Source organism: Cupriavidus sp. SHE, from assembly GCF_000812445.1.
GTDB classification, from domain to species: domain Bacteria; phylum Pseudomonadota; class Gammaproteobacteria; order Burkholderiales; family Burkholderiaceae; genus Cupriavidus; species Cupriavidus metallidurans.
Genome location: NZ_JWMB01000012.1, coordinates 23,832 through 50,215 on the forward strand (window position 1 = coordinate 23,832; position 26,384 = coordinate 50,215).

Sequence of the window (26,384 nt, forward strand, 5' to 3'; positions counted from 1 at the left end):
CTCATAGACCCGCGCTCAAGTCATGCCGGAATTCTGCCGACAACATGGATGCGGCTGAATGGCGCAAGTGTTCGCGCCTGCCGTGCCGCACTTGTCAAACTTGAATCAGGCAGAACCCAATGATCAATTCCATCGTCAGTTCGCTGAACGCCTCAGACCCAGGTAGTGATCCCGTAGGCCTCACGATGCTACGCAAGACGCTCGACCTGCAGTCGCAGGGCGTGGCCCAACTGCTGCAATCCATGCCCGGTGTTGGATCGGCTGGCAGCAATCCGCCGCATCTGGGTCAGAACATCGACATCAAGGTCTGAGCCTCACGCAGCGCAGCAAGAGCGAACGGCCACTGGCAATCGAATTGCCAGTGGCCGTTCTGCATTGCGCCGGTGGACGTCGGGTGGGCGCCGGGAAGAGGCGCCGGCAGCTACCGGCGCCATCGATTGTCAGACCAGCGGTTGTCCGGCGTCGGCGGATGCCGACAGCATTCGTTCCACGTACCGCGCGATCAGGTCGATCTCGAGGTTCACGCGCTTGCCCGGTGCCAGCTCGTTGAGCGTGGTGACTTCCACGGTATGCGGAATCAGGTTGATCGAGAACACGCAGCCGTCGGCTTCATCGCTGACGCTGTTGACGGTCAGCGACACGCCGTTGACCACCACCGATCCCTTGTAGGCCAGATAGCGGCCCAGCTCGCGCGGCGCGCGGATACGGAGCTCATGCGATTCGCCCACCGGTGCAAAGCGAACGACCTCGCCAAGTCCGTCCACGTGACCCGACACCAGGTGCCCGCCCAGGCGGTCGGCCAGACGCAGCGCCTTTTCCAGATTGACGCGGCCTGGCTGGTCGAGGCCGACGGTCTTGTCGAGCGATTCGCGTGACACGTCGACGTCGAATTGGCCCGCGCCCAGCGTTACCACGGTCATGCACGCGCCCTGGATGGCGATACTGTCGCCGATGCCGACGTCGGACAGGTCGAGATCGCCGGCCGCCACGCGCAGGCGCACGCCTGCGTTGACGTCACCGAACGGGGAGACGGTTTCGATGCGGCCAACCGCCGCCACGATGCCAGTAAACATGCTTGCCTCTTCGATGTGTGTGTTTGTTCAGTGTTGGGTATCGGCGCGGCGCGCGATAAGGCGCAGATCGTCGCCAATCTGGCGCACTTCGTGCCAGCGGAATTCGGTCGCGTCCTCAAGCTTCGACAGCGGCGGCAGGTTGAACATGCCCTGCGCGTCGCCAAGCAGCTTCGGCGCCAGGTAGACCAGCAGTTCGTCCGCGCAGCCTTCGCGGATCAGTGAGCCATTGAGCTTGAAACCCGCTTCCACGTGAAGTTCGTTGATGCCTCGCCGCGCGAGTTCTTCCAGCATGCGGCGCAGTTCCACCTTGCCATGCGGATTGGGCAGTACCACGACTTCGACGCCACGTGCCTCGAGCGCGCGCTGGCGGGCCTTGTCTTCGATGGCACAGAAGACCAGCACGGGTTTGGCGAAGTCGCCGGTATCGCGGTTGAGGATCTGCGCGTCGAGCGGCACTTCAAGCCGTGAGTCGACAAGCACGCGCTGCGGCTGCCGCGGCGTCGGGATGGCACGCACGGTCAGTGCCGGATTGTCGTCGCGGACGGTGCCAATACCGGTCAGGATGGCGCAGGCCCGGGCGCGCCAGGCGTGCCCGTCGTCGCGTGCGGGCTGGCCGGTGATCCACTGGCTTGTACCATCGTGCAGCGCAGTGCCGCCGTCGAGGGATGCAGCTACCTTGACTCGCACCCAGGGAAGTCCGCGCGTCATGCGCGAGATAAAGCCGATATTGAGATCCCGCGCTTCCTTTTCCAGCAACCCGCAGCGGACGTCGATGCCCGCGTCGCGCAAGCGCTGCAGGCCGCGGCCGGATACGGTGGGATTCGGATCTTCCATGGCAGCCACCACGCGCGCGATACCTGCGCGCACCAGCGCGTCGGCACATGGTGGCGTGCGGCCGAAGTGGCTGCACGGTTCCAGCGTGACGTAGGCGGTGGCGCCAGCGGGATCATGGCCGCGCGAGATCGCGTCCTTCATGGCCTGGATCTCGGCATGATCCTGGCCGGCCGGTTGCGTGTAGCCTTCCCCGATGACCAATCCGTCCTTCATCAGCACGCAGCCGACACGAGGGTTCGGCGTGGTGGTGAACATGCCACGCGCGGCGAGCGCGAGGGCCTGTTCCATGGCGGTGTAGTCAGCGGCGGAAAACATGGCGTGGGATTCTGGCCAAAGGGTTTGTCGGGAATCCGGTCCGGTCAGTCGCAATCGACATCGGTGCCGGGCCGGCAGATCCGGATGCGCCCCTGGGCACCGAGCCGGACCTGACGCTGCGCGCGGTGGCAGCGCAACTGGAACGTGGCGGCCAGAAAGCCGCCTTGCTCAGACCGTGAGTATCCCACAGGTGTCAAGCGCAGGCTTTGTGCGCCGGCAGGGCCCGCCGTGCTGCGGAGCGTGATCCGCAGGCACGGGTCGCTGGCTCTGACGACCGCGAGCGAAGGCTCCACGTCACTGTCCAACTGCCAGCCGCCATCCAGCGTGTGGGCGCCTGCCAGGGGGCCGATACGCACTTCAACGCGGCGACTGGCCGCCATTGTGCGTGCCAGCGCCAGTGACGCGGCCAGCCGGTCCGCGGCATGGGCCACCGTCTGCTCCGCAGTCAGGTTGCGAAGCACCGGCCACGCGGCGATGGCCAGGATCGCGCTGATGGCCAACGAGATCAGCAGTTCGGGCAAGGTGGCGCCGCGTTTGGCGTTTCGGGACGCGTGGCCTGTGGTTCGCATGTCAGCACTCCCAAGGCAACGGAATGGCGGCGGCGTCCGCCGTGGGCATGGAGAGCCACTCGCCATTGCTGCGCAGGACCAGCGTGCCACACGCTTTGTCCACATGCACTGGGGTGGCGCGTATCTCCACACAACGCGACAGATCGAGTCCGGCACAGCTTGTGGCAGTCAGCCAGTGGCGCGTGTGGGCTGGTGGGGGCGGTACGGGACGCGGCCACTGGCCGGCTGGTGTCGCCGCGCCCGGTGTGCTGGCGAACGAGGTGGTGAGCAGGGCGTGCCGCTCGAGTGAGAGCATCGCGGAAACCAGCTCGGTCCGTGCCTGTACGCGCCACGCGCGTTCCAGATGATGTCGCCATGCGGGCATCGCCAGCGTCGACAGGATCGCGCCGATCAGCAGGGTCACCAGTAGTTCGGCAAGACTGAAGCCGGTCTGGTGGCCACTGATGCTTCTAAGTTGAGCGAGGTTCATGGCTCGGTCCGGATCAGTTCGCGCCAGCCAAGGCGTCCGCGCCGGCGCCGATAGTGCGTGTTCTGCGCGAGATGCGCGGTGCTGCCGTCGACCTGCCAGATGCCGAGTTCGAATGTGTCGAAGGTCGAGCTGCCGGGCACGACCGGCCCGCCGTTCGAGGTTGGCGATGCCACGGCGATTGGCGTGCCGAACCGGTCATCGAACGGCACACCGGTTACGGCGCGCACGAGCGTACCGTCCGGGGCCGTCTGCATGACCGACTCCCCGCTGGCCGCTTCGATCAGGTAGCTACGAGTGCGCCCGTCGGGTGTTAGCGTGGTGAAGCTCAGATGCGCAGGGCCAACGTCGTCCAGCGTCGTGATCGATTCCCCAGGATGGGGGAGTGCAAGAGTCCAGCCATTCGCGCCGGTGTCCAATTGGGGCTGGCCCGTTCGGAAGATCACGCCATCGCCTGACACGCTGGCGTCGATCCGTGAGGGGTTGCCGCGCGGACCGCGCCCATCGGGAATTGCGGAAAGCTCGCCACCGCCCGCGTAGATGACGAGCGGTCCGCTGGACGGATGCATGACGATTGGTGCCTCGGCGGTGGCACTTCCGCGCTGACGATGCAGGCATCGTGCTGGCTCCGCCTGCTGCGTCGCGCCAAGGTGATCGAGTCCGAATCGCCAAAGTCTGCCCGTGTCGTCGACGACGTATGCGGCACGAGCGTGGCCACTTGCGTTGGCAAGTACGCTGGCTGCGAGCAGCCGGGTCCCGGTGGTGTCGGCACCGCATCCGGCTGAGGGCAGATATAGCCTTGGCACCGTGCCGGATGGGAGTCCATTCACGATGGGCCGGTCAAGCGGCAGCAAGGCAATCCCGGCAGGTGAGCCGGTTTCCGGTGCCGCGGTGACAATGGTCAGCGCGGCCCAGCGACGTGCGCCGTGTTCGATCCACATGAGTGCGCGGATCGGGCCCTGGCCTGTCAATGGCAACGTCTCGGAAGCAGGAATTTCCCAGAGCAGCCGGATCGGCGCTTCGCTTTCCGGTGACGAGACATCCAGGGCGAACACGGCGGCCGGCTGCCTGTCCGTCGACGGGATGCCGCACAACAACAGCGTCCGCCAGACGCCGGATGGATCCGCGTCGATGCTATCCGGGCGCGGGCAAGGCGCCACGGGCATGGCGCTGCCCGGTACGGTGAGGGCGGCGGAGCCGGCTAGCGCGGCGCGCGGGAGGAATCCTGCAAGCTCCTTGCCGGTCACGGCATCGAAGCCATGCACGATGCCGTCGCGCGTACCGATCCAGACGGTGACTGGGCGGCTTGCGTGACGCAGGCGAAATTGGGCGTGTCCCGGTTGCATCGGCAGCCAGGCTGGGGCTGCCACAACGCGCACGCGGGCGCCGGCGCCGCTGGCCAATCGCGTGTCGCGCGGGCGAAGTGTGGCGTCCGTCCTGTCGCCTCGCAACCATGCAAGCCGCCTCGTGCCATTGCCACTGGGCTCGGGGGTGTGAAGTACTGCCTGGGCGTCGGCGTCAATGGAGCGCCAATGGAGCGGCACGAGACGATCACCACCGAGGTAAAGCCTGCGCGAAGCGGAATCGCGCAGGTCGAGCTCGGTGCCCGCCTCCCATTTCGTGAGCACTGTGGAAGTGTGGATGCGCGCGGTGCGGAAGGCGATTGCATGGAGCCGGCCGGTCCATGGAAAACTGCCTGCCGAGATGCGATAGCTGAGCGGAAGCTGACCGGCCATGGAGCCATAGCTGGGGGCGGTCACGCCCAGCCAAAGTGCCAGGATGACGATGCCGCCGAAGCATGTGCGATGGCGCATCACGGCTGGAACTCCGTCTGGAGCAGCGCTCGGACGCCAGTGTCGCGCCCAAAGCCCAGCGCCGTGATGCGAAAGCGCGGCCAGGCGTCGGCCGTTAGGCCGGTTCGATCATCGAGGGGTTCGATCAGGTAACGCGGCGCCGTGGTCGCTCCGATGACATCGGCGGGCAGGATTGGCATGGTGGTACCTGTGAACGTGCCGGCTTCGATGCCGAGATCTGCGGGCAAATTGCCCTCGAGCCAAGGCATCCATGCTGCCATGTCACCATCGGCCATGCACAGTCCGCGTTGTGCTCCCGTCCCGCACGTTCCGGGCGTTGGCCATGACGCCAGTCGCCCGCCGCCGGCCTCCGCGATGGCGGCGATGAGATCCGCTTCCGCGTCGAGCAGCGCCACCTCGGCCGCGCGGAAGGCGATCTCGCGGTCCAGCCACTGGCTCGTCATGCTTCGCCCGGCAAACAGCAGGTGCGCGGCGGCGGCGCCGATGCTAGCCATCATCAGCAGCAGGGTGGAGAGGAACGCCAGCAGCGCCGCGCCGGAATGTGGGCGAAGGTTCAGCATAGGGCTTCCCGGCATGGAGACGGATTGCGTAGACGAACAGTCGTGGTGAAGGTTCGTTGTCTCGGCGCGCGACTGACAGTCGGGCGGTGTCCCTGAACGACGAGCGTGACCTGTACCGCTCGCACGTGATGCCAGGCGAGTTGTCGCTGTCGCGCCACGTCTTGAGCGTCAAGCAGAGCGGGGACGCGCTCACTCTCGCCCTGTCCATCGCCCTCATCGACAATGCCGAAACGCAATTGCATCGACTCGACGCCGCGCACAAGGGTGCCGGATGTGTAGGCGTGTGCCTGCGCGCGGTTGTCGCTGCGGCGCGGGTAACGGCACAGCAACTGGGGAACGCCGTCGCTACCGTTGCCGATATAGAAGACGTTGGTCGCGGCATGGTGTGCTGGCGGCGCGATGCCGTCGCCAACTGTTTTTGCGGGCAGCGCGTAGCCACTGCAGTCAGTCATCGTGCCGTCGGCCAGGCTTGGATCGGTTTCGCGACCGCTGCCGGAAAATCGCACGAGCAGTGCATCGCTGCCACGGACGCCGCGTCGCCCACATTCCAGCCCGTCATCGATCGATGGCGCACCACAATCGTCACGGCCTTCAAGCGGCACCTGCGGGGCGGGGTGTGCGGGCTCCAGCGCAACATGCGCGGGAATCCAGCCCGCATGCCGGATCGCATGCGCGATGATGGCCAATGCGCGCTGACCGCGCTCTTCGATCTCGATCCCGTCTGCCACACTGGCATAGGCGTCCCGCATGACCTGCCACATGGTCAGCGCAGCGAGCATTGCAATCGTGCCAAGCGCGACACCGATCATCATGCCCACCAAGGTGAAGCCGTGATGCTGCGAACTTGCCCTCATGGCGCCACCCACAATGCCAGCCGGGTAGGCATGGTGTCGACTCCGGCTGCATCCGTCGGAGAACGGCTCTCGATGGCTGCGATCGCGAGGCGTTTGTCTGGCACGCAACGCTTGTCCTGCTCGGCCAATCCGCAAAGTGGGATCGGGAGCGCGTCGTTGCCGGGTGGCTGCAATGCCATCGCACTTGCTTCGGCCAGTTCAGCGGCCCGCATCAGTGCGGTGGTCAGGCGTTCCTGTTCACCGGTCCAGCGCAGCGAGACCGTGCCGAGCATCCCCAGCGGTATCGCGCCCAGGCCGATGAAGGCCAGGCTCAGCAATGCTTCGAACAGGACGTGACCTCGGCACGAAGTCAACGAAGGGGAGCAGGGGTGAAGGCGGGCAACCATGGCGTATCGGTTCGATTGGAACGGAAGGCCACGATAACGGCGGGGATGCTGTCAGGACGTGTCTGGCTGTGGAGGATTGGTGTCAGTGTGTTTCCGAGTCGAGCCCGGAAACATCCGAGTGAGTGCCAGAGGCGTCAGGGGCGTGACATCACGCGCGTCTGGCATTCGAGATCCGGGTTGCGCCACGCCATGAGGCGGACTTGCACGCGCGCTCGCTTGCCTGTCTCTAGCCAAGAGCGGCAAGTGGTGATCAGCCAGCTTTTTTGCGGTCCTTATTACCCCTTTCGTGGGGTGGATGACGAAAATTCGTCGAGCATTTCCCGGAATTCGGAAACGTCCTCGAAGCTGCGATACACGGAGGCAAAGCGGATATAGGCGATCTTGTCGAGCTTGCGAAGCTCACGCATGACCAGCTCGCCGACCTGGCTGCTCGGGATTTCCTTCTCGCCCAGAGCCAGCAGCTTTTCTTCGATGCGAGTGATCGCTTCGTCGATGGCCTCGGCGGAAACTGGCCGCTTGCGCAGTGCCAGCCGCATCGAATCCTTGAGCTTGGCGCGCGCGTAGTCCACGCGTGAGCCATTTTTCTTGACGATGGCGGGAAAGAACAGCTCGATCCGCTCGTAGGTGGTGAAGCGGCGGTCGCAGGCTTCGCAGCGGCGTCGGCGGCGCACGGTATCGCCATCTTCCGAGACGCGGCTGTCAAGAACCTGAGTGCTGGAATGACCGCAGAAGGGGCATTTCATGCCTGACCACCTGAAAGTAAGAGCCTGACCGCATTTGCATCTTCGATTTCTGTTGCGGTCCTGCGGTTGTTGAAACGGCGCTGCCACCTCTGAGGTGGCAGCGCCGTTCGTGTGCGCTAACTATAGCGCGATCGACTGGCGAATCAGCCGTAGACCGGGAAGCGACGGGTCAGTGCGGCAACCTGTTCGCGCACGGCGGCGATGTTGGCCTCGTCGTGCGGGTTGTCCAGCACGTCGGCGAGCAGGTTGGCCACCTGGCGGGCTTCTTCTTCCTTGAAGCCGCGCGTGGTCATGGCCGGCGAGCCCAGGCGGATGCCCGAGGTGACGAACGGCTTTTCCGGATCGTTCGGGATCGCGTTCTTGTTCACCGTGATATGAGCGTCGCCGAGGATCTTCTCGGCTTCCTTGCCGGTGATCTTCTTGGCGCGCAGGTCTACCAGCATCACGTGGCTTTCCGTACGGCCCGACACGATGCGCAGACCGCGGGCAATCAGCGTTTCGGCCAGTGCGGCGGCGTTCTTGACCACCTGTTCCTGATACGCCTTGAAGTCCGGCTGCAGCGCTTCCTTGAAGGCCACGGCCTTGCCGGCGATCACGTGCATCAGCGGACCACCCTGGATGCCCGGGAAGATGGCCGAGTTGATGGCCTTCTCATGCTCGGCCTTCATCAGGATCACGCCACCGCGCGGGCCACGCAGGCTCTTGTGGGTGGTGGTGGTCACGAAGTCGGCGTGCGGCACCGGGTTCGGGTACACACCGGCGGCGATCAGGCCGGCATAGTGGGCCATGTCCACCATGAAGTAGGCACCAATAGCCTTGGCAACCTTGGCGATGCGTTCGAAGTCAATGCGCAGCGCGAAGGCCGAGGCGCCGGCGATGATCAGCTTCGGCTTCTTCTCGTGGGCCAGCTTTTCCAGCGCGTCGTAGTCGATGTCTTCCTGCGCGTTCAGGCCGTAGCTGACCACGTTGAACCACTTGCCGCTCATGTTCAGCGCCATGCCGTGGGTCAGGTGACCGCCTTCGGCCAGGCTCATGCCCATGATCGTGTCGCCCGGCTTGAGCATGGCGAAGAACACGCCCTGGTTGGCCTGCGAGCCCGAGTTCGGCTGCACGTTGGCGGCTTCGGCGCCAAACAGTTGCTTCACGCGGTCGATGGCGAGCTGCTCCACCACGTCCACGTACTCGCAACCGCCGTAGTAGCGCTTGCCGGGATAGCCTTCGGCGTACTTGTTGGTGAGTTGCGAACCCTGGGCGGCCATCACGGCCGGCGAGGTGTAGTTCTCGGAAGCGATCAGTTCGATGTGGTCTTCCTGACGCTGGTTTTCCTTCTGGATCGCGGCAAAGACTTCGGGGTCGATCTGCTCGATCGTGAAGCGGCTACGTTCAAACATGGCGTGACTCGTCTGTTTAAAAGGGAGAGCGGATGGCACGGCCGGTACGAAAACCGGATGCCTGTCGACGCTACTCTGTATTGCGGGATTTTCGCGTATTAGGGCGCGCGGGGAAGGCACTGGCGTCCAGCACCGGGGGCGCGAAAACGCGACCAGCCGGTGCAGGGCGCACCCTGCTTCCCATTCGCTGCCCAGGCGAGCGGCAGGCGCATCGAATATCACGCCCAATGAACTTGCGCTTCCTCGTGGTAGTACCCACTGACTTCGCCAGTCGCGCAAGGTGGAATGGTTGCCGCAGAGTTTACGCGAGCAAGCGGCTTGCTGCAAGACGATGGCCGGCCCGGATGCGCGCTCGGCCCTGATCCGGCAAGGCCTGGCGAGGATTGGCTCGCAACTTGCTGTTGCAAAGTCACACACGGGTTTACCAGTGCACTCCGTTACAATGCCCGCCATGCCAAATTTCGTATGGCCGCTGCGCGTGTATTGGGAAGATACCGACGCAGGCGGCGTGGTGTTCTACGCCAACTACCTCAAATTCTTCGAACGGGCCAGGACCGAATGGCTGCGCTCGCTCGGCGTCGAACAGCGGAGCCTCGCGGATTCGTCCGGCGTGGTCTTCATCGTCCGCAGCACCACTGTGGAATACAATGCGCCCGCCCGGCTGGACGACCAGCTCGAGATCCGTACGCATATCGAACGCGTCGGACCGGCGTCGGTCCAATTTGCCCAGGAAGCCTGGCGTGGCGAGCTGATGCTGGCCGCCGGCCAAATTCGAGTCGGATGTGTCGATAAAAGCACGTTCCGGCCGACCCCGATTCCTGCCCCTGTTCTCGCCACTATCAAAAACGCTCGATGAATCCAGTGACCGTCACGCAAGACCTGTCGATCATTTCGCTGGTACTTCACGCCAGTCTGCTGGCACAGGCCGTCATGGCCCTGCTGCTGGTGATGTCCCTGTTCTCGTGGACCTACATTTTCCGCAAGCACCTGGCACTGCGCGCCGCGCGCACGCAGACCGAGGGCTTCGAGCGCGATTTCTGGGCAGGCGGCGACCTGCAGGCGCTCTATAACAGTGCGGTCAACAATCGTCACAACACCGGCGCCCTGGAACGGATCTTCGAATCGGGCATGGGCGAGTTCCTGAAGGCACGCGAACGCGGCAATGAGGCCGGCGCGCTGCTCGACGCCGCCCGTCGCGCGATGCGCGCCGCGTACCAGCGCGAAATGGACGTGCTCGAATCGCACCTGCCGTTCCTGGCGTCGGTCGGTTCGGTCAGCCCTTATATCGGCCTGTTCGGCACGGTCTGGGGGATCATGAACGCATTCCGTGGTCTGTCGAATGTGCAGCAGGCGACTCTTGCGTCGGTGGCGCCTGGTATCGCCGAGGCACTCGTGGCCACCGCGATCGGCCTGTTTGCAGCCATCCCGGCCGTGATCGCCTACAACCGGTATGCCACGGAAATCGACCGTCTGGCCATCCGGTTCGAAAGCTTCATGGAAGAATTCCTGAACATCCTTCAGCGCCAGACGCGTTAAACCGAGAGCGGGGGAGCACCAGTCATGGCAGCCATTCAGCGCCGCGGCGGATCACGCCGTCGGGCCAGTGCGGAAATCAACGTCGTGCCGTATATCGACGTGATGCTCGTGCTGCTCGTTATCTTCATGGTGGCAGCACCAATCGTGAACCCGGCCGTGGTGGACCTGCCGTCGGTGGCCAATGCCACGCCGCAGCAACAGACGCCGCCGATCATCGTCACCGTGCACGAGGACGGCGAGCTGACCGCGCGTGGCAAGGACAACGCTGGCAACGCGTTCGAGCGCAAGCTCGACAAGCGCGGCCTGATCGATTTCGTGCACCAGCGTCAGAATGAAAATCCGGACCAGCCGGTGGTGATCGCCGCCGACCGCTCCGTCAAGTACGAAGCTGTGCTCGACGTGATGTCCGTGTTGAAGGCCGATGGCGTCAAGCGCGTCGGCCTGATGGTGAAGTCCAAGTAAGCGCCCCAACGTCGCAACTCAAAGTGGCCAGCCTTTCGTCCCGTCATCCGCATCAACGGCCCGCGCGCGCGGTGGAAGCCGCCGCCTATCCGTACCAGCCAGTCAAGGAACGCGGCACGCTTCGCTCGTTCCTGCTGGCGCTGGTGATGCATCTGCTGCTCGGCATCGTGCTGTACTACGGCGTGCACTGGCAGAGCAGCACGCCGGTGGGTGCCGAGGCGGAGCTTTGGGAAGAGGTGCCGGACGTCGCGCCTGCGCCGCCGCCGCCGCCGCGCCCGGTGGAGCAGCCGCGTCCCACGCCCCCCGAGCCTGCCGTGCGCAGCAAGGTCGAGGAAGCGGCCGATATCGCCCTGGAACGCCAGAAGCGCAAGCAGGCCGAAGAGGCCGCCGAGCGCGAAGCGGCGAAGCAGGAGGCCGCGCGCAAGGAGCAGGAGCGCAAGGACCAGGCGAAGAAGGAACAGGAAAAGAAAGACCAGGAAAAGAAGGAAGCCCAGCGCAAGGAAGACCTGCGTCAGCAGCAGCTAGAGGCGCAGCGCAAGGAAGACGCGAAGAAGAAGGCCGACCAGGAACGCAAGGAAGCCGCGGACGCCAAGGCGAAGGCAGAGGCCGATCAGAAGGCCAAGGCCAAGGCCGACGCGGATGCCAAGGCGAAGGCCGATGCCGAGCAGAAAGCCAAGGCGAAGGCCGACGCCGATGCCAAGGCCAAGCGTGACGCCGCGGCCAATGCCCAGCGCAAGAGCGAACTGGCCCGCCTGCAGGCAATGGCAGGTGGCGGCGTTTCGTCCGGCGGTGGCGTCGGCAGCGCCGCGGGTTCGGGCGCCGGATCGGGAGGCAAGGCTTCGCCGGGCTACGCCGACCGCGTGCGTCGCCTCGTGAAGCCCAACATCATTTTTGGTGGCGATGTCGAGGGCAATCCTGCAGCCGTGGTGTCGGTCTCGCTGGCGCCGGATGGTTCGCTGCTGTCGGCGCGGCTGACCAAGTCGAGCGGTAATTCGGACTGGGACAACGCCGTGCTGCGTGCAGTGCACCGCTCCGATCCGCTGCCGCGCGATGAGGACGGCAAGGCACCCGCGAACTTCACGATTACGTTCAGACCGAAGGGTTGAACGGCGAACCGTGTCGATAGCGCCATGTTTTGCAACATAATGCAACCTTCATCGTGGGCGTTAGGTCCCACCGCTACCATAAATGGTTGCCTGACGCGGCCGGCAGCGTGCAGTACGTACGCTTGTGGGGCCATGCCAAGCCGCATGTCGCCCGTCTCGCCGTGTTTGCTGTGCCGCCGCAACGATGAAACCTGAAATCGACTGAGGAGCAGCATGCGAAAGCTTTGGGCCCCCAACTGGCTATCCCGACGCCAGAACGCCAATCCCACCCGAGACCAGAGCCGCCATGCCTTGATGGCGTGGCTGGCTGCGGCATTGATGTCGGCGGGCGCGGCGCACGCGCAACTGAACGTGGAGATCACCGGTGTCGGCTCGAACCAGTTCCCGGTAGCGACCGCCAACTTCCAGGGCGAGGCCCAGGCCCCGCAGAACCTGACCGCCATCATTCGCAGCGACCTGACGAACAGCGGACGCTTCCGCAACGTCGACCCCGCAGGTGCGACCGTGGCCGAATCGGCCCAGGTGGACCTGGGCAGCTGGAAGGCGAAGGGCGCCGACGCGTTCGTGGCCGGCAGCGTGACGCCGACCAGCAATGGCCAGTACGAGGTGCGTTTCCGCCTGTATGACACCGCCAAGGGGCAGAGCCTCGGCGGTCTGGCATTCACCGTCACGCAGGGCCAGCTCCGCGTGACCGCGCACAAGATCGCCGACTACATCTACGAGAAGCTGCTCGGCGAGCGCGGCGTGTTTGCCACGCGCCTGTCGTATGTGTCGAAGGTGGGCAATCGCTACCAGCTTTTGATCTCCGATTCGGATGGCCAGAACGCCCAGATCGCGCTGACCAGCACCGAACCGATCATCTCCCCAGCGTGGTCGCCCGATGGCCGCCGCGTGGCCTACGTCTCGTTCGAAGCCAAGAAGCCGGTGGTCTACGTGCATGACCTGGCAACGGGCAAGCGTGTTGTGGTGTCGAATCAGAAGGGCAACAACAGCGCGCCGTCCTGGTCGCCCGATGGCCAGCACCTGGCCGTGTCGCTCTCCCGCGACGGCAACACGCAGATCTACCAGGTCAACGCCGATGGCTCAGGCCTGCGTCGCCTGACCCGCAGCAGCGCCATCGATACGGAGCCGCAGTTCTCCCCGGATGGCCGCAGCATTTATTTCACCAGCGATCGCGGCGGCGCGCCGCAGATCTACCGTATGCCGGCGTCTGGCGAGGAATCCGGCGCAGCGCAGCGCGTGACCTTCAAGGGCAGCTACAACGTCAGTCCGCGTATCTCGCCGGACGGCAAGTACCTGGCCTACATTTCGCGCAGCGGTGGCTTCAGGCTGCAACTACAGGACCTGTCGAACGGTGATGTGACGTCGCTCACCGATACGACCAACGATGAATCCCCGAGCTTCGCGGCCAACGGCAAGTACATTCTCTATGCCACCCGCGTGGGCGGCCGCTCCGTACTGGCGGCAGTCTCCACGGACGGACGCACCAAGCAGGTTCTGTCTCTCCAGTCCGGCGCTGTTCGAGAGCCGTCCTGGGGGCCTTTCATGCAGTAAAAAAGAGGAGTCTCTCGCCATGTCCCAAATGATGACCAAATCGCTCGCCATTGCCGCTCTGCTGGCTCTGGGCGCCTGCAGCTCGGGTGTGAAGCTCGACGACGCATCGAAGTCCGGCGCCGGCACCGGCGCGACCACCGACGCACGCAATGTGGCGCCGGTCGATGTTTCGCGTGACCCGCTGAACGACCCGAACGGCCCGCTGGCCAAGCGCAGCGTGTACTTCGACTTCGACAGCTACTCCGTGAAGCAGGACTACCAAGGCATGCTGCAAGCCCACTCGCAGTACCTGGGCAGCAACAAGAGCCGCAAGATCCTGATCCAGGGCAACACCGACGAGCGTGGCACCAGCGAGTACAACCTGGCACTGGGCCAGAAGCGTGCCGAAGCCGTGCGCCGTTCGCTGGCTGCGATGGGCGTGCCTGACTCGCAGATGGAAGCTGTGAGCCTGGGCAAGGAAAAGCCGAAGGCAACCGGTCACGATGATGCCTCGTGGGCCGAGAACCGTCGCGCCGATATCGTTTACTGATCCACGGATAATTCTTCATGAATGCTCGCGTTTCCACGCTGCTATGGCTGGCCGCTGTATCCGGCGGTGGCCTGCTGGCAGCCATTCCCGCGCACGCCGGCGTCTTTGACGACGACGAGGCGCGCCGTGCGGTGATCCAGATCCGGGACCAGTTCAACGGTTTCCAGGCCACGGCATCCCAGCGCATCGACCAGAACAGCCGGACCCTGCTCGACGCGCAGAACCAGCTCGAAGGTCTGCGCCAAGAGGTCGCCCGACTGCGCGGTCAGAATGAAGTGCTGCAAAACACGGTGGATACGCTGCAGAAGCAGCAGAAGGATTACTACGCTGACCTGGATGCGCGCCTGAAGAAATTCGAGCCGCAGCAGGTGACGGTGGAAGGGCGCGAGGGCATCGCCCAGCCGACCGAGAAGCCGGAGTACGACGCTGCGGTGAAGCAGTTCCAGTCGGGCGACTTCAAGGGCGCGGGCAATGCCTTCTCGGCGTTTGCGAAGAAGTATCCGCAAAGCCCGTACTTGCCGCTGGCGCAGTTCTGGCTCGGCAATTCGCTCTACGCGCAGCGCGACTACAAGGGGTCGACCTACGTGCTGGATACCATGGTGAAGAACTTCCCGACGCACCCGAAGGCGCCGGACGCCATGATCGCCATCGCCAACAACCAGTTCGAGTCTGGCCAGAAGGCTGCGGCCAAGAAGACACTGGAAGCCGTGGTGGCGAAATATCCGGGGACTGAAGGCGCCCAGGCCGCGAGCAACCGGCTGAAGACGCTGAAGTAACCGATACCGGTATGTAGTCCAGGAAAGGGTCCGCGCGAGCGGGCCTTTTTCTTTGCGCTGCCGCACATCAATCGCCGTGGGATTCAGGCCATCAGCCGAGCCTGATCCTGTCGAGCCGGCCACCGCGCTAAAATACGCGCTTCGCCCAATCCGGGCGTATTACAGCGCGCTTGTTCCGCGCGCAATCATCATGACCAAACGCGCCATCGTTCTGCTTTCCGGCGGCCTTGATTCCGCCACCGTCCTCGCCATGGCCAACGCGGCCGGCTTCGAAACCTATGCGCTGTCCATGCGCTATGGCCAGCGCCATTCGTCCGAGCTTGAAGCGGCCAAACGCGTGGCGGCCGAACTCGGCGCGAAGCGCCACGAAATCATCGACCTCGATCTGCGCCGTTTCGGTGGCTCAGCCCTGACCGATGACGCGCTCGACGTGCCCACCGACGGCGCCGCAGGCGGAATTCCGATCACTTACGTGCCGGCGCGCAATACGATCATGCTGTCGCTGGCGCTTGGCTGGGCCGAGGCAATCGGCGGACGCGACCTGTTTTTCGGCGCGAATGCCGTCGACTACTCCGGCTATCCGGACTGCCGGCCCGAATATGTCGCTGCTTATGAGACGCTGGCCAACCTGGCCACGAAGGCTGGTGTGGAAGGCGATCGCTTTCACGTGCATGCTCCGATCATCGACATGACCAAGGCCGAGATCATTCTCGCTGGCGTGAAGCTCGGCGTCGACTACGGACTGACCGTCTCGTGCTACAAGGCCGATGACGATGGCCGCGCGTGCGGCGTGTGCGATTCGTGCCGGATTCGCCGGGCCGGGTTCGAGGCCGCCGGCGTGCCCGATCCGACCCGTTACCAGACCTCCAACTGATTGAAGAAGAGAGGGGCGCCGCCAGAGTGCCCCCTCCAGACAGAAATCCACGAGCCACCCCCGGTCCGACATGCCCGATATCGATATCCCAGCGCTTACGCGCACCGTGCTGCTGAGCACCTTCGTTCTGACCTTCTTGTTTGGCGCAATCCTGCAGCGCACGCATTTCTGCACGATGGGCGCCGTCTCGGACATCGTCAACATCGGTGACTGGAGTCGCATGCGTATGTGGATCATGGCCATTGGCGTGGCGATGATTGGCACTGGCGTGCTGGCCTGGGCTGGCCTGATCGACCCGACCAAGACGATCTACACCTCGGCCAGGCTCGGCTGGCTGTCTGCGGCAGTGGGCGGCTTGATGTTCGGCTTCGGCATGGTGCTGGCGTCGGGCTGCGGTAGCAAGACGCTTGTACGGATTGGCGCCGGCAACCTGAAGTCGCTGGTGGTGTTCGTCTTCCTGGGGCTCTCGGCCTATATGACGTTGCGCGGCCTGTTTGGCGTGGTGCGCGTGAGTACCGTCGATACCGTGGCTGTCACACTGCCGGTGACGCAGGATCTGCCGTCGCTCATCGCGCACGGCACCGGCCTGGCGCGCGGCACGCTGCAACTGGCACTGGGTGTGGTGATCGGCGCCGTGCTGGTTATCTGGGCGCTGCTCGGCAACGGTTTTCGCACGTTCGACAACCTGCTGGGCGGGCTGGCGGTTGGGTTGATTATCGTCGGCATGTGGTACGTATCGGGCCATATCGGCTATGTGTCCGAGGACCCGAACACGCTCGAGGAGCTGTTCGTGGCCAGCAACAGCGGTCGCATGGAAAGCCTGAGCTTCGTGGCGCCGTATGCGTACACCCTCGACTGGCTGATGATGTTCAGCGACAAGAGCAAGGTGCTGACGATCGGCATTGTCAGCGTGTTCGGCGTAATCGCTGGCGCGGCAGCCTATGCGTTGGCCTCGCGCACGTTCCGTTGGGAGGGATTCGGCAATGCCGAAGATGTGGCCAACCATATGGTCGGGGGTATCCTGATGGGCGCTGGCGGCGTCACGGCGCTGGGCTGTACCGTGGGGCAGGGGCTGTCGGGCGTGTCGACGCTGGCAGTCGGTTCGTTCATCGCCTTCGCCGCGATCATCGTCGGGGCAGTGCTGGCGTTCAAGTACCAGATCTGGCGGCTGGAACGCATGGTCTGAAGCGCTGGACGAGTCGTCAGGCTTGACAGTCAGTAGGGGCATCCCTATAATCGCCGATTCAGTTTTTGCGGGTCGTTAGCTCAGTCGGTAGAGCAGCGGACTTTTAATCCGTTGGTCGCGTGTTCGAGTCACGCACGACCCACCAGCATTACGAAGGGCCTGTGGCGAAAGTCACAGGCCCTTTTTGTTTTGGCGCTGTCAACGAAGTGCCAACGGCGAGGCGCGTGGCTTGGCGCGGCGGACGGTGCGGGCACCCTTCGCGGCAAATATGGTTGTTATCAAAGCGACATCGTGGGACCTGGCTCCGAACTGATCCTGGCCAGCATCGTGCGCCGTTATCGGGTGGATGCGGACCCTACGCACGTGCCCAAGGTGGTGGGGCGCGTCACTGTCCGCTCGGGCAATGGGGTGCGAGTCCGATTGCATCGCCGCTGATGGCGCTGATGGCGCTTCGGGCGTGATGGGCGTGATGGGCGTGATGGGCGTCCGTGTGCCAACGATGGCGGAGAGCTTGCTGGGCAGGCCACGTCACAAGTGATCGTTGCGCCAATTGCGCGCTACTTGCGTGGCAGCGTCTCGGGCTTTGGCTCGCAGTCGATCATGGTATTTAATCCGGATATCTCCAGGCTGGTCGTCGCAAACAACATGGCGAAGGACCGATGAGAGGATGTCATGAAGCGGCTCGCAGGCCGGCTGGCCATTCTTCTTGCCCTGGGCCTCGCAGCCATCAGCAGCGCGCGGGCGTCCGAGATCGTCTGTCCGCCTAACTACCAGGCCAGTACCGTCCGATGTGTCGATCCGTCGGTCAGTTATTGCGCGCGCCCGGCTGCCCGGCTGGCGTCAGGCGAGCGGCTGATCTGCGAGTACGCGATGCTCAACGTTGCCTACGAACGCATCTACGCGGACCAGCAACGGATGCTGCACGCGGGCACGCTGAGCACGGCCGATCTCGCGGCCTGGCGCAGGAAGCGCAACGCCTGCGAGACGGTCACGTGCGTCGACGAGGTGTTCGCGGACTGGCGGCGAATGCCTGCTCGGCGACCTGTCGAGCATCCCGCGGCCGCGAGGACCATGGCTTCGACGGCGAACCGTCCGCCGACAGCCGCACCGGCAGCGGCAGCGGCAGCGGCAGCGGCACCGGCACCGGCACCGGCACCGGCACCCGCGCCGGCGCGGATGTTGTCGCCAGCGATCAGGGCATTGTCCGTCGCGTCGACGGAGCCGCCCCCGTCGCTCTCGCCCCCTGTCCGTAGTGAGCTTGTGATGCTTGCGCCATCCGTCGTCCCGGCACATGCGGCGCGTGACGTTCCGCCCTGGGTGCTCGCCTGGCTGATCCTGCCGGTGGCCGTTCTCTGCATGTGTGCCTGGGTACTGGCACACGGCAGGGGTCGCAACGTGGCGCCAATATCGGTTCGGTTGCTGGCCGACCGGTTGCATCACATGTCACATGCGACGTTCCTCCTCGGCGCGCTCGCCGTCGTCAATGGCGTCATGCTGGTTATGGTGTTGATGGGCTGACATGGCGGTTGAACCGTTTCAATTACCCAGTCTGAGGTAGAGACACCCCGGGCGCGCTCGCTGACAATGATTGCGCCGCGCCGCATCTGGTGCGGCGCAGTCGTTTGATGGTGCCGGAACGTCCGGCACGGGAAGTCTCCAATGCAGCGAGCTGGTGAAGGTAGTCTGCTGGCCGGTGAGCAAGTCTCGAGCCTCATCTGGCCGTTCGTTCCGGTGGTTGTGGCGCTGGCCTTGTTCTGCATTGCCAGTGTGGATGTGCTATCCGCCGCGCGCAGCTTCGTCGCCGGGGAAAGCCTCTGGACCAAGGGGCAGAAGGCCGCGGTCCTGCATCTGCTCAACTATTCGCGCAGCCAGCTTGATACCGATTACGACGCATACCTTGCCGCCATCGCCGTGCCGCTTGGCGATCGTCAGGCGCGTATCGAACTGGAAAAGCATCCGCGCTATGACCATACGCGGGCCGTCGAAGGGCTGCTGATCGGCGGCAATCATACCGACGACATCTCCGGAATGATCCGGCTCTACCGCACGTTCCGCGGCGTCGCGGAGATCGACGAAGCCATCGAGATCTGGGCGGCGGCAGATGTCGATATCGCCCGGCTCGATATGTTGGCCCGGACATTGCGCGGGCGCTTTCGTGCTGGCGACTGCGATGCCCGCTGCGTGGCGCCTATCCAGCGCGAGATCGTCGATATCGACAATCGGCTGACACCCCAGGAGGCGGCATTTTCCTCGACTCTAGGCAGAGCTTCGCGGCGCGTGCGTGCGCTGCTGACGTGGAGCTCGATTGCGGTGGCGGTGACGTTGCTTGCGTGGGTCACGTGGGTGTCACGCAGCATGATGTTCAAGGAGCGGCAGCTACGCGCCGCACTTGCGACTAGCGAGGAACGCCTGCAACTGGCGGTGGCCGGTAGCAACGATGGCCTGTGGGACTGGCATCCGCATCGCGGAGAACTCTATTTTTCCCCTCGGTGCGCGGAAATGCTCGGCTATCGCGCCACCGAACTCCCACACGCGGTCGAGACCCTGATGGCGCTGACCCATCCCGACGACGTCACCGAGCTGGGGCGTCGCCTGTCGGGGCACATGCGCGAAGGCACTCCGTACGACATCGAGCTGCGACTACGGAAGAAGGCCGGGGGATATCTTTGGACGCGAGCGCGGGGCCGCATGGTGCGCAGCGCGGTTGGCAAGGCGGTGCGCATGGCAGGCTCGCTTAGCGACATCTCGGACCGGAAGCGCTTCGAGGCGCAATTGCATGCGGAGAAGGAGCGGGCGCAGGTCACGCTCCAGGCCATTGGCGAGGCAGTGATCACGACCGATGTCTGGGGACGGATCGAATCGCTCAACCCGGTGGCCGAAGCGATGACGGGCTGGACCGAGGCCGAAGCCGCCGGTTGCTTCCTGCCTCAGGTTTGTCCGCTGACCGATGAAGTTACGTGCGATCTGGTTACCGATCTGGTGCCACGCGCGCTGGCCGGGACGTGGCCGAGCCAGACTGTCACGGTCCTGAGCCGGCGTTCGACGGGCGAGTCTTCGGCGAGAGTGGTCGTCAAGCCCTCCGTGGCGCTGATCCGGGACAAGGTTGGGCAGGCCATCGGCGTGGTGGTCGTGCTCCACGACGTCAGCCTGGAACGCGCGCACGCGGCCCAGCTGGCCTATGAAGCCAGCCATGATCCATTGACCGGGCTGGTAAATCGGCCCGAGTTCGAGCGCCGGCTCGAAACGGCAATCTTGCGGGCCCGACAGGAGGGTTGCACGCACACGCTGATGTACCTCGATCTGGATCGGTTCAAGGCTGTCAACGATACGTGTGGCCATGCCGCCGGGGACGAACTGCTCTGCCAGATCGCCGATCTCATGCGCCAGCAGCTACGCCGTAGCGATACGCTGGCGCGGTTGGGTGGCGACGAATTCGCGGTGCTGCTCGAACACTGCTTGCCGAGTGATGGCGAACGGGTGGCGGAATCCATGCGTCAGGCGATTGCTGCGTTCCGCTTTACCTGCCGGGGGCATGTATTCTCGGTCGCCGTCAGCGTGGGGCTGATCCGGCTCGATGAGCGGACCTCCAGCACGGAAGACGCGCTCGGCGCCGCCGATGTGGCCTGCTATCGGGCCAAGCGTGCCGGACGCAATCGCGTGGAGGTCAGCTAGTCAGGATTGGGGTGGGGTGGAAGTTGCCGGTGGAGATTTCACCAGCGGATCTCGGAAGCCGGTGTCGACGACCTCGCTCGGTGCGGTCGGGGTGGACGCTTTTGATGCACCAGCATTCGCCGGTACGCCCCGCACGGACTGCCAGGTCTTGATGGCCCAATAACCGGCGCCGGCCACGACTCCAAGCTTCGAGACCTTCCAGGCGACACGACCGATCGGCGTGCGCCGCAGCAGCGGTAACGCCAGTGTGATCGCCGTGCTGACCATCGGATATTCGCGCGTCAGACCCAGCAGTTTGAGCCAGCCGGGTGTGTGGGTCAGATTTGGCAGCCAGTTGCCGAGGCTGGTCATCCGGCGCACGCCGCCCTTGACGTTGTGCAGCGCCTGCACGGCGTCGTAGCGTTCCAGCGCCGCGCGGGTGATCAGCAGTTCCTTGCGGATCTCCAGCGGCAGCCGGACTTCCTTGGAGAATCGGACCGGGCGCGCATGCTCGTGGCGCTGGCCCAGGTTGGTCGAATCGTCGGCGGGCGTGGTCATCGGCGCAGCATCTCCCTGTCTTTGTCGAGTTCGGCCAGCGTGGCTTCGAACAGCGGCGGCGCGCGTCGGACCATGCGGCGCGCCAGCAACAGGCAGATCGCGGCGCAGGCGAGGTAGGCCAGGATGATGATGCCGAGGGCCTGCCAGCGGTAGCTTTCCCAGAATACGATGGCGACCAGCAGCGTGAACGTCATCAGCGCCATGCTGAAGAAGACGAGTCCGAAGCACGCCAGCAGCGCGACCTTCATCAGCCGGCCGCGCTCCTCGGCCAATTCCACGCTGGCCAGTTCCAGGCGCGTCTGGAGCATCGACACCACGGAACTGGCGAGGTTGCGAACGGATTCCAGGAACTTGGGGGAAGGGGATTCGCTCATGCGGCTCCGGCGAAGGATCGATGCGCCCGCAGTGGCGGCATCTGCAATGAAAAGGTCCCGGTGCGGCGGGCGGTGCCGCGGACCGGGCCTCAGGCCAAGGCGTCCGGCGCAGATGCGCGGCCAGGACGCCGTGCTGCGATGGGTATTACTTGCGGTTCAGCAGCAGACCGATCAGCAGGCCCACACCGGCTGCCACGCCCACGGCGCGCCACGGGTGGTCATGCACGTAGTCATCGGTGGCGCGTGCGGCGGCCTTGCTCTTGGTGACCACGGCATCTTGCAGATCCTGGGCCTTTTCCTTGGCTTGCTTCAGCAGGCCCATGCCACGCTCGCGCAGTTCGGCAGCTTTTTCCCCGGTGGTCGAGGCCGCTTGCTTCAGCAGTTCCTCGGCATCGGACAGAACGGTCTTGACATCGCTCATTAGTTTCTCCTGTTTGCGGGCGGTTGGTTCAAGTAGTGACATTTTGCCTTGCCAGCCCTGGCTTGTGGCGTTTCTTGTCGTCCAAGTAGCATATGTGGCGGCCTGCCATCGTTTCAAGCCTGAATCCGCAAATCCATACTGCTGTCACTTGCCACGCCCTTGTTTCGGCCGTAGCGCGCCAGGGCAGGGGGACGTCAAAGCGTGGTCACCGCGAGTCTTTATGACTTCGAGTGATTTTGTAGTGACTTTATATTCGTTTGGGTTGGAAGGCAATCCAACTAAGCTCGGTTCCCTGTGTTTGCACGTCATTCCTTACGTTTATTTACTGTTGTTTCAGGAGACCCCCGATGGCACTGCGTCTTGGCGATATCGCACCGGATTTTGAACAGGAATCGAGCGAAGGCCGTATCCGCTTCCATGATTGGCTCGGCGATGGCTGGGGTGTCCTGTTTTCGCACCCGGCGGACTACACCCCGGTGTGCACGACCGAACTGGGCCTGACCGCCCGGCTGAAAGAAGAATTCGCAAAGCGCAACGTCAAGGCGATCGCCCTGTCGGTGGATAGTGTGGAATCGCATCGCGGCTGGATCCAGGACATCAACGACACCCAGTCGACCACGGTCAACTTCCCGATCCTGGCCGACGGCGACCGCAAGGTGTCCGAGCTATACGACATGATTCACCCGAACGCCAACGAAACCCTGACGGTGCGTTCGCTGTTCGTGATCGACCCGAAGAAGAAGGTCCGCCTGATCATTACATACCCGGCCAGCACCGGCCGCAACTTCAACGAGATCCTGCGCGTCATCGATTCGCTGCAGCTCACCGACAATCACAGCGTGGCCACGCCGGGCAACTGGCAGGACGGTGACGACGTGGTGATCGTGCCCTCGCTGAAGGACGAAGAGGTCATCCGCCAGAAATTCCCGAAGGGTTACAAGGCCGTACGTCCGTATCTGCGTCTGACGCCGCAGCCCAACAAGTGAAAAAACCGGGCCCGGGGTTTGCCCCCGGGCCCGGTTCAGTGCCACTGACCGTTCGAATGATGTCGTAAAACGGCGGGCTCGCCCGTCGTCTCCTTGGTAGTGTGCTTCCGCCCGGCTTGATGACTCAAGACCGGGCTTTTTTCATACTTCCGGCATTCAGAAGAATGCCTGGAGGCCGGTTTGCGCGCGACCCAGGATCAGCGCGTGGATGTCGTGTGTGCCTTCGTAGGTGTTGACCACCTCGAGGTTGACCACGTGGCGGATCACGCCGAACTCGTCGGAAATGCCGTTGCCGCCGAGCATGTCACGCGCCACGCGGGCGATGTCGAGCGACTTGCCGCACGAGTTGCGCTTCATGATCGAGGTGATTTCCACCGCGGCGGTGCCTTCGTCCTTCATGCGGCCCAGGCGCAGGCAGCCTTGCAGGCCCAGCGTGATCTCGGTCTGCATGTCGGCCAGCTTCTTCTGCACCAGTTGGGTGGCGGCCAGCGGGCGGCCGAACTGCTTGCGGTCCAGCGTGTACTGGCGTGCGGTATGCCAGCAGAATTCGGCAGCACCGAGCGCACCCCAGGCAATGCCATATCGGGCCGAGTTCAGGCAGGTGAATGGACCCTTCAGGCCGCTGACGCTCGGCATGATGTTCTCTTCCGGCACGAACACCTGGTCCAGCACGATTTCACCGGTGATCGACGTGCGCAGGCCAACCTTGCCGTGGATGGCCGGGGCCGACAGACCCTTCCAGCCCTTTTCCAGGATGAAGCCGCGGATGGCTTCCTTGCCATCGTCGCCCATCAGCTTGGCCCACACCACGAACACGTCGGCGATCGGCGAGTTGGTGATCCACATCTTGGCGCCGGTCAGCTCGTAGCCGCCAGCCACCTTCTTGGCGCGCGTGACCATCGAGCCCGGGTCCGAGCCATGGTTCGGTTCGGTCAGGCCGAAGCAGCCAATCCACTCGCCGGTGGCCAGCTTGGGCAGGTACTTCTGCTTCTGGGCTTCGGTGCCGAACTCGTAGATCGGGACCATGACCAGCGACGACTGCACGCTCATCATCGAGCGGTAGCCCGAATCCACGCGCTCCACTTCACGCGCGATCAGGCCGTAGCTGACGTAGTTCAGGCCGGGGCCGCCGTACTGCTCGGGGATGGTCGGGCCGAGCAGGCCCAGTTCGCCCATCTCGCGGAAGATCTCCACATCGGTCTTCTCGTTGCGGAAGGACTGCAGCACGCGCGGCATCAGCTTGTCCTGGCAGTAAGCCGCGGCGGCGTCACGCACCATGCGTTCGTCGGCGGTCAGTTGCTGGTCGAGCAACAGCGGGTCAGCCCAGTTGAATTCGGCGTTGGCAGCCATGGAGGTCTCCTTCTTTGGTGTGGCGAGGAAGGCCTGTAGCCTTCACACAATCCGGGAAAAACGACACGAAATGGAAATCGGGTGGAATTTCTTAGGTTCCGCATTGCGGAACCTTGTTCCGATGAGCTAGTATAGCCGAACCGATCCGCGGCGCAACAGGGGAAATCTCGCGCCCCGGAGATTTGCGTTCGGCAATCGACCAACCCCATCTGGAGTTTCGCCTTGGACATTTCATCCGAATCCGTCGCGCCAGCCGCGGAGCCGGCGCCGCGTGAACGCGAAAGCGATCCGAACTTCGTTACTGCGCTGGCGCGCGGACTGGAGTTGCTGCGCTGTTTCCGCACGGGCGAGACCATGCTCGGCAATCAGGATTTCGTGCGCCGCACCGGCTTCCCGAAGGCGACGGTCAGCCGCCTGGCCGGCACGCTGGTGCAGCTTGGCTACCTTCGCTATGACGACAGCCTGGGCAAGTATGCGCTCGATGCCGGCGTGCTGGCACTCGGGTTCTCGTACCTGTCAGCCTCCGGCGTGGTGGCGCTGGCGCGTCCGCACATGCTGGCATTCGCGCAGCAGCACGGCGTCTCGGTGTCACTGGGCAAGCGCGAGCGGCTGGAAGTCATCTACCTGGAGTCGATCCGGAACGATGCGGGCGCGATGCTCGGCCTGGGCGTGGGATCGCGCCTGTCGCTGGTATCGAGTTCGATGGGGCGGGCTTATCTGGCCGCGCTGCCGCAGGCCCGGCGCGATCGCGTGCTGGCCGAGTTCGCGCAGGCGTTCCCGGAACAATGGAAGGCACAGGAAGCACTGACGCGCACTGCATTGGCGACGGCGGAGCGCGACGGCTATGCGGCGTCGTTCCGTGACTGGCATCCCGCCATTCACGCGTGCGCGGTGGCGTTTCGTCCGGTGGGGGAGAAGGACTTGCACATGCTCAGCTGCAGCGCATCGTATGGCGCCGTCGGCGAGGAGGTGTTTCGGGAGAAGCTGGCGCCCGCGTTGCAGGCGTTGGCCACGCGGCTGTCGGACCCGGCCGGGCGACAAGTCTGAGTGCCGCAGCTATGCGCTCCCCTCGCCCATGAAGTGGGGGGAGGGGAGCAAACCAGCAGGTGCTACAGGTCTGTCCGCAGTTTCCACAGTTCCGGAAACAGCACCACGTCCAGCATCCTGCGCAGATAGCTGACGCCTTCGGTACCGCCGGTGCCGCGCTTGAATCCGATCACGCGCTCGACCGTGGTCACGTGGCGGAAGCGCCATTGCCGGAACGCGTCTTCCAGATCGACGAACTTCTCGCCGAGTTCGTAGAGCTCCCAGTGGGCCGACGGATTGCGGTAGACCTCGAGCCAGGCCGCTTCCACCGATGCGTTGTACTGCGTCGGCTGGGTCCAGTCGCGTTCCACCACCTCGGGGTCGATCTGGAAGCCGCGGCGGGCCATCAGCCGGATGGCCTCGTCGTACATCGACGGCGTATGCAGCGCGGTCTCCACCAGTTCGAGATGTTCGGGCCGATGCGCGTGCGGACGCAGCATGGCTGCGTTCTTGTTGCCGAGGATGAACTCGATCTCGCGATACTGGTATGACTGGAAGCCGGACGATGCCCCCAGATACGGGCGCATCGCGGAGTACTCGGGCGGCGTCATCGTCGCCAGCACGTTCCACGCCTGCACGAGCTGATCCATGATGCGCGAGACGCGCGCCAGCATCTTGAATGCCGGCTGAAGCTGATCCGACTTGACGCCATCACGCGCCGCGCGCAGCTCGTGCAGCATCAGCTTCATCCAGAGTTCGGTCGTCTGGTGCTGGACGATGAACAGCATCTCGTTGTGATCCGGAGACAGCGGATGCTGGGCGCTCAGAATCTGGTCCAGGCCCAGGTAGTCCCCATAGCTCATGTCGCGCGCGAAATCCATTTGCGCGCCGTGCCAGCCATTGCCGGTATCACCGCCATCACCGCCATCACCGTTTTGCGGGGCGGCTCCGTGCCCCATCGGGCATCCCTTGAATTCGCTCATGATCGAC

Annotated in this window: 29 protein-coding genes, 1 tRNA gene and 1 riboswitch; of the genes, 15 read left to right on the forward strand and 15 right to left on the reverse strand. The window is 64.3% G+C overall.

Going from position 1 to position 26,384, the window contains the following annotated elements:
* Positions 1-119 precede the first annotated feature (119 nt).
* Positions 120-311 (forward strand): YjfB family protein, encoded by a 192-nt coding sequence (locus tag RN01_RS06025; RefSeq protein ID WP_011517263.1) that lies wholly within the window; start codon positions 120-122, stop codon positions 309-311.
* 129 nt (positions 312-440) lie between these two features.
* Here the strand turns inward: RN01_RS06025 and RN01_RS06030 are convergent, their stop codons facing one another.
* The 10 genes from RN01_RS06030 to glyA form a co-directional block, all read right to left on the reverse strand.
* A complete protein-coding gene (locus RN01_RS06030) occupies positions 441-1,073 on the reverse strand; it encodes a riboflavin synthase (RefSeq protein ID WP_017514437.1) in 633 nt (210 codons plus the stop codon).
* A gap of 27 nt (positions 1,074-1,100) precedes the next feature.
* The gene (gene ribD, locus RN01_RS06035; protein WP_017514438.1) at positions 1,101-2,222 is read right to left on the reverse strand and encodes a bifunctional diaminohydroxyphosphoribosylaminopyrimidine deaminase/5-amino-6-(5-phosphoribosylamino)uracil reductase RibD; all 1,122 of its coding nucleotides are present in this window, start codon (positions 2,220-2,222) and stop codon (positions 1,101-1,103) included.
* 44 nt (positions 2,223-2,266) lie between these two features.
* On the reverse strand, positions 2,267-2,791 hold the full coding sequence (locus RN01_RS06040) for a GspH/FimT family pseudopilin (RefSeq protein ID WP_017514439.1): 525 nt from the start codon (positions 2,789-2,791) through the stop codon (positions 2,267-2,269).
* Between the two features lies 1 nt (position 2,792).
* Entirely contained in the window at positions 2,793-3,260 is a 468-nt protein-coding gene (locus RN01_RS06045; protein ID WP_017514440.1) for a type IV pilin protein, read from the reverse strand.
* Entirely contained in the window at positions 3,257-5,071 is a 1,815-nt protein-coding gene (locus RN01_RS06050) for a hypothetical protein (RefSeq protein WP_024569959.1), read from the reverse strand. Before RN01_RS06050 ends, RN01_RS06045 begins: the two co-directional genes overlap by 4 nt.
* On the reverse strand, positions 5,071-5,631 hold the full coding sequence (locus RN01_RS06055; RefSeq protein ID WP_017515986.1) for a pilus assembly protein: 561 nt from the start codon (positions 5,629-5,631) through the stop codon (positions 5,071-5,073). Before RN01_RS06055 ends, RN01_RS06050 begins: the two co-directional genes overlap by 1 nt.
* Positions 5,625-6,485, reverse strand: a complete 861-nt coding sequence (locus RN01_RS06060) for a PilW family protein (protein WP_024569958.1) — start codon at positions 6,483-6,485, stop codon at positions 5,625-5,627. The genes RN01_RS06055 and RN01_RS06060 overlap by 7 nt, the downstream gene beginning before the upstream one ends.
* Positions 6,482-6,871 (reverse strand): hypothetical protein, encoded by a 390-nt coding sequence (locus tag RN01_RS06065; RefSeq protein WP_029700236.1) that lies wholly within the window; start codon positions 6,869-6,871, stop codon positions 6,482-6,484. Before RN01_RS06065 ends, RN01_RS06060 begins: the two co-directional genes overlap by 4 nt.
* Before the next feature lie 275 nt (positions 6,872-7,146).
* Positions 7,147-7,614 (reverse strand): transcriptional regulator NrdR, encoded by a 468-nt coding sequence (nrdR, locus tag RN01_RS06070; protein WP_011517254.1) that lies wholly within the window; start codon positions 7,612-7,614, stop codon positions 7,147-7,149.
* A 143-nt stretch (positions 7,615-7,757) separates the two neighbouring features.
* A complete protein-coding gene (glyA, locus tag RN01_RS06075; protein ID WP_017513189.1) occupies positions 7,758-9,005 on the reverse strand; it encodes a serine hydroxymethyltransferase in 1,248 nt (415 codons plus the stop codon).
* A gap of 182 nt (positions 9,006-9,187) precedes the next feature.
* A riboswitch (ZMP/ZTP riboswitch) is annotated at positions 9,188-9,290 on the reverse strand.
* Positions 9,291-9,456: 166 nt separating this feature from the next.
* Here glyA and ybgC point away from each other — a divergent pair.
* The 12 genes from ybgC (at position 9,457) to RN01_RS06135 (ending at position 20,700) form a co-directional block, all read left to right on the forward strand.
* Complete coding sequence (gene ybgC, locus RN01_RS06080; protein ID WP_024569957.1) at positions 9,457-9,861, forward strand: tol-pal system-associated acyl-CoA thioesterase; 405 nt, start codon at positions 9,457-9,459, stop codon at positions 9,859-9,861.
* Complete coding sequence (tolQ, locus tag RN01_RS06085) at positions 9,858-10,541, forward strand: protein TolQ (protein WP_011517252.1); 684 nt, start codon at positions 9,858-9,860, stop codon at positions 10,539-10,541. The genes ybgC and tolQ overlap by 4 nt, the downstream gene beginning before the upstream one ends.
* A gap of 24 nt (positions 10,542-10,565) precedes the next feature.
* Positions 10,566-11,003 carry a protein TolR gene (tolR, locus tag RN01_RS06090; RefSeq protein ID WP_008642269.1) on the forward strand — a complete coding sequence of 146 codons (438 nt, stop codon included), beginning with the start codon at positions 10,566-10,568 and terminating at the stop codon, positions 11,001-11,003.
* A gap of 23 nt (positions 11,004-11,026) precedes the next feature.
* Positions 11,027-12,109, forward strand: coding sequence for a cell envelope integrity protein TolA (tolA, locus tag RN01_RS06095; RefSeq protein WP_017513191.1), 1,083 nt, complete (start codon positions 11,027-11,029; stop codon positions 12,107-12,109).
* A gap of 213 nt (positions 12,110-12,322) precedes the next feature.
* On the forward strand, positions 12,323-13,663 hold the full coding sequence (gene tolB, locus RN01_RS06100) for a Tol-Pal system beta propeller repeat protein TolB (protein WP_011517249.1): 1,341 nt from the start codon (positions 12,323-12,325) through the stop codon (positions 13,661-13,663).
* A gap of 19 nt (positions 13,664-13,682) precedes the next feature.
* Positions 13,683-14,192: a peptidoglycan-associated lipoprotein Pal gene (gene pal, locus RN01_RS06105; protein WP_011517248.1), complete on the forward strand. Its 510-nt coding sequence runs from the start codon at positions 13,683-13,685 to the stop codon at positions 14,190-14,192.
* Between the two features lie 17 nt (positions 14,193-14,209).
* A complete protein-coding gene (ybgF, locus tag RN01_RS06110; RefSeq protein WP_017513193.1) occupies positions 14,210-14,968 on the forward strand; it encodes a tol-pal system protein YbgF in 759 nt (252 codons plus the stop codon).
* A 190-nt stretch (positions 14,969-15,158) separates the two neighbouring features.
* Positions 15,159-15,842, forward strand: a complete 684-nt coding sequence (gene queC, locus RN01_RS06115) for a 7-cyano-7-deazaguanine synthase QueC (RefSeq protein ID WP_017510712.1) — start codon at positions 15,159-15,161, stop codon at positions 15,840-15,842.
* A gap of 70 nt (positions 15,843-15,912) precedes the next feature.
* Entirely contained in the window at positions 15,913-17,028 is a 1,116-nt protein-coding gene (locus RN01_RS06120) for a YeeE/YedE family protein (RefSeq protein ID WP_017510711.1), read from the forward strand.
* A gap of 69 nt (positions 17,029-17,097) precedes the next feature.
* A tRNA-Lys gene (locus RN01_RS06125) sits at positions 17,098-17,173 on the forward strand.
* Positions 17,174-17,700: 527 nt separating this feature from the next.
* Positions 17,701-18,546 (forward strand): hypothetical protein, encoded by an 846-nt coding sequence (locus RN01_RS06130; RefSeq protein WP_017510708.1) that lies wholly within the window; start codon positions 17,701-17,703, stop codon positions 18,544-18,546.
* Positions 18,547-18,687: 141 nt separating this feature from the next.
* On the forward strand, positions 18,688-20,700 hold the full coding sequence (locus tag RN01_RS06135) for a diguanylate cyclase domain-containing protein (RefSeq protein ID WP_017510707.1): 2,013 nt from the start codon (positions 18,688-18,690) through the stop codon (positions 20,698-20,700).
* Here RN01_RS06135 and RN01_RS06140 read toward each other — a convergent pair whose 3' ends face one another.
* From RN01_RS06140 to RN01_RS06150, 3 genes are all read right to left on the reverse strand, one after another.
* Entirely contained in the window at positions 20,701-21,237 is a 537-nt protein-coding gene (locus RN01_RS06140) for a DUF3318 domain-containing protein (RefSeq protein ID WP_017510706.1), read from the reverse strand.
* On the reverse strand, positions 21,234-21,611 hold the full coding sequence (locus tag RN01_RS06145; protein WP_024569953.1) for a phage holin family protein: 378 nt from the start codon (positions 21,609-21,611) through the stop codon (positions 21,234-21,236). Before RN01_RS06145 ends, RN01_RS06140 begins: the two co-directional genes overlap by 4 nt.
* A 145-nt stretch (positions 21,612-21,756) precedes the next feature.
* Positions 21,757-22,074 (reverse strand): DUF883 family protein, encoded by a 318-nt coding sequence (locus RN01_RS06150; protein WP_029307306.1) that lies wholly within the window; start codon positions 22,072-22,074, stop codon positions 21,757-21,759.
* A 305-nt stretch (positions 22,075-22,379) separates the two neighbouring features.
* On the opposite strand from RN01_RS06150, the gene RN01_RS06155 reads away from it, so the two are divergent.
* A complete protein-coding gene (locus RN01_RS06155) occupies positions 22,380-23,018 on the forward strand; it encodes a peroxiredoxin (protein ID WP_017510705.1) in 639 nt (212 codons plus the stop codon).
* 156 nt (positions 23,019-23,174) lie between these two features.
* On the opposite strand, the gene RN01_RS06160 is transcribed toward RN01_RS06155, so the two are convergent.
* Positions 23,175-24,368: an acyl-CoA dehydrogenase gene (locus RN01_RS06160; protein WP_017510704.1), complete on the reverse strand. Its 1,194-nt coding sequence runs from the start codon at positions 24,366-24,368 to the stop codon at positions 23,175-23,177.
* A 222-nt stretch (positions 24,369-24,590) separates the two neighbouring features.
* Here RN01_RS06160 and RN01_RS06165 point away from each other — a divergent pair, with 222 nt between their 5' ends.
* Complete coding sequence (locus tag RN01_RS06165; protein WP_017510703.1) at positions 24,591-25,415, forward strand: IclR family transcriptional regulator; 825 nt, start codon at positions 24,591-24,593, stop codon at positions 25,413-25,415.
* Between the two features lie 62 nt (positions 25,416-25,477).
* Here RN01_RS06165 and kynA read toward each other — a convergent pair whose 3' ends face one another.
* Positions 25,478-26,377, reverse strand: a complete 900-nt coding sequence (kynA, locus tag RN01_RS06170) for a tryptophan 2,3-dioxygenase (protein WP_017510702.1) — start codon at positions 26,375-26,377, stop codon at positions 25,478-25,480.
* Positions 26,378-26,384: the final 7 nt, after the last annotated feature.

Excerpts from the sequence above, each read along its gene's own strand:
- RN01_RS06025 (WP_011517263.1), top strand. The coding sequence starts at position 120 with ATGATCAATTCCATCGTCAGTTCGCTGAACGCCTCAGACCCAGGTAGT.
- RN01_RS06030 (WP_017514437.1), bottom strand. The coding sequence starts at position 1,073 with ATGTTTACTGGCATCGTGGCGGCGGTTGGCCGCATCGAAACCGTCTCC.
- ribD (WP_017514438.1), bottom strand. The coding sequence starts at position 2,222 with ATGTTTTCCGCCGCTGACTACACCGCCATGGAACAGGCCCTCGCGCTC.
- RN01_RS06040 (WP_017514439.1), bottom strand. The coding sequence starts at position 2,791 with ATGCGAACCACAGGCCACGCGTCCCGAAACGCCAAACGCGGCGCCACC.
- RN01_RS06045 (WP_017514440.1), bottom strand. The coding sequence starts at position 3,260 with ATGAACCTCGCTCAACTTAGAAGCATCAGTGGCCACCAGACCGGCTTC.
- RN01_RS06050 (WP_024569959.1), bottom strand. The coding sequence starts at position 5,071 with ATGCGCCATCGCACATGCTTCGGCGGCATCGTCATCCTGGCACTTTGG.
- RN01_RS06055 (WP_017515986.1), bottom strand. The coding sequence starts at position 5,631 with ATGCTGAACCTTCGCCCACATTCCGGCGCGGCGCTGCTGGCGTTCCTC.
- RN01_RS06060 (WP_024569958.1), bottom strand. The coding sequence starts at position 6,485 with ATGAGGGCAAGTTCGCAGCATCACGGCTTCACCTTGGTGGGCATGATG.
- RN01_RS06065 (WP_029700236.1), bottom strand. The coding sequence starts at position 6,871 with ATGGTTGCCCGCCTTCACCCCTGCTCCCCTTCGTTGACTTCGTGCCGA.
- nrdR (WP_011517254.1), bottom strand. The coding sequence starts at position 7,614 with ATGAAATGCCCCTTCTGCGGTCATTCCAGCACTCAGGTTCTTGACAGC.
- glyA (WP_017513189.1), bottom strand. The coding sequence starts at position 9,005 with ATGTTTGAACGTAGCCGCTTCACGATCGAGCAGATCGACCCCGAAGTC.
- ybgC (WP_024569957.1), top strand. The coding sequence starts at position 9,457 with ATGCCAAATTTCGTATGGCCGCTGCGCGTGTATTGGGAAGATACCGAC.
- tolQ (WP_011517252.1), top strand. The coding sequence starts at position 9,858 with ATGAATCCAGTGACCGTCACGCAAGACCTGTCGATCATTTCGCTGGTA.
- tolR (WP_008642269.1), top strand. The coding sequence starts at position 10,566 with ATGGCAGCCATTCAGCGCCGCGGCGGATCACGCCGTCGGGCCAGTGCG.
- tolB (WP_011517249.1), top strand. The coding sequence starts at position 12,323 with ATGCGAAAGCTTTGGGCCCCCAACTGGCTATCCCGACGCCAGAACGCC.
- pal (WP_011517248.1), top strand. The coding sequence starts at position 13,683 with ATGTCCCAAATGATGACCAAATCGCTCGCCATTGCCGCTCTGCTGGCT.
- ybgF (WP_017513193.1), top strand. The coding sequence starts at position 14,210 with ATGAATGCTCGCGTTTCCACGCTGCTATGGCTGGCCGCTGTATCCGGC.
- queC (WP_017510712.1), top strand. The coding sequence starts at position 15,159 with ATGACCAAACGCGCCATCGTTCTGCTTTCCGGCGGCCTTGATTCCGCC.
- RN01_RS06120 (WP_017510711.1), top strand. The coding sequence starts at position 15,913 with ATGCCCGATATCGATATCCCAGCGCTTACGCGCACCGTGCTGCTGAGC.
- RN01_RS06130 (WP_017510708.1), top strand. The coding sequence starts at position 17,701 with ATGAAGCGGCTCGCAGGCCGGCTGGCCATTCTTCTTGCCCTGGGCCTC.
- RN01_RS06135 (WP_017510707.1), top strand. The coding sequence starts at position 18,688 with ATGCAGCGAGCTGGTGAAGGTAGTCTGCTGGCCGGTGAGCAAGTCTCG.
- RN01_RS06140 (WP_017510706.1), bottom strand. The coding sequence starts at position 21,237 with ATGACCACGCCCGCCGACGATTCGACCAACCTGGGCCAGCGCCACGAG.
- RN01_RS06145 (WP_024569953.1), bottom strand. The coding sequence starts at position 21,611 with ATGAGCGAATCCCCTTCCCCCAAGTTCCTGGAATCCGTTCGCAACCTC.
- RN01_RS06150 (WP_029307306.1), bottom strand. The coding sequence starts at position 22,074 with ATGTCACTACTTGAACCAACCGCCCGCAAACAGGAGAAACTAATGAGC.
- RN01_RS06155 (WP_017510705.1), top strand. The coding sequence starts at position 22,380 with ATGGCACTGCGTCTTGGCGATATCGCACCGGATTTTGAACAGGAATCG.
- RN01_RS06160 (WP_017510704.1), bottom strand. The coding sequence starts at position 24,368 with ATGGCTGCCAACGCCGAATTCAACTGGGCTGACCCGCTGTTGCTCGAC.
- kynA (WP_017510702.1), bottom strand. The coding sequence starts at position 26,377 with ATGAGCGAATTCAAGGGATGCCCGATGGGGCACGGAGCCGCCCCGCAA.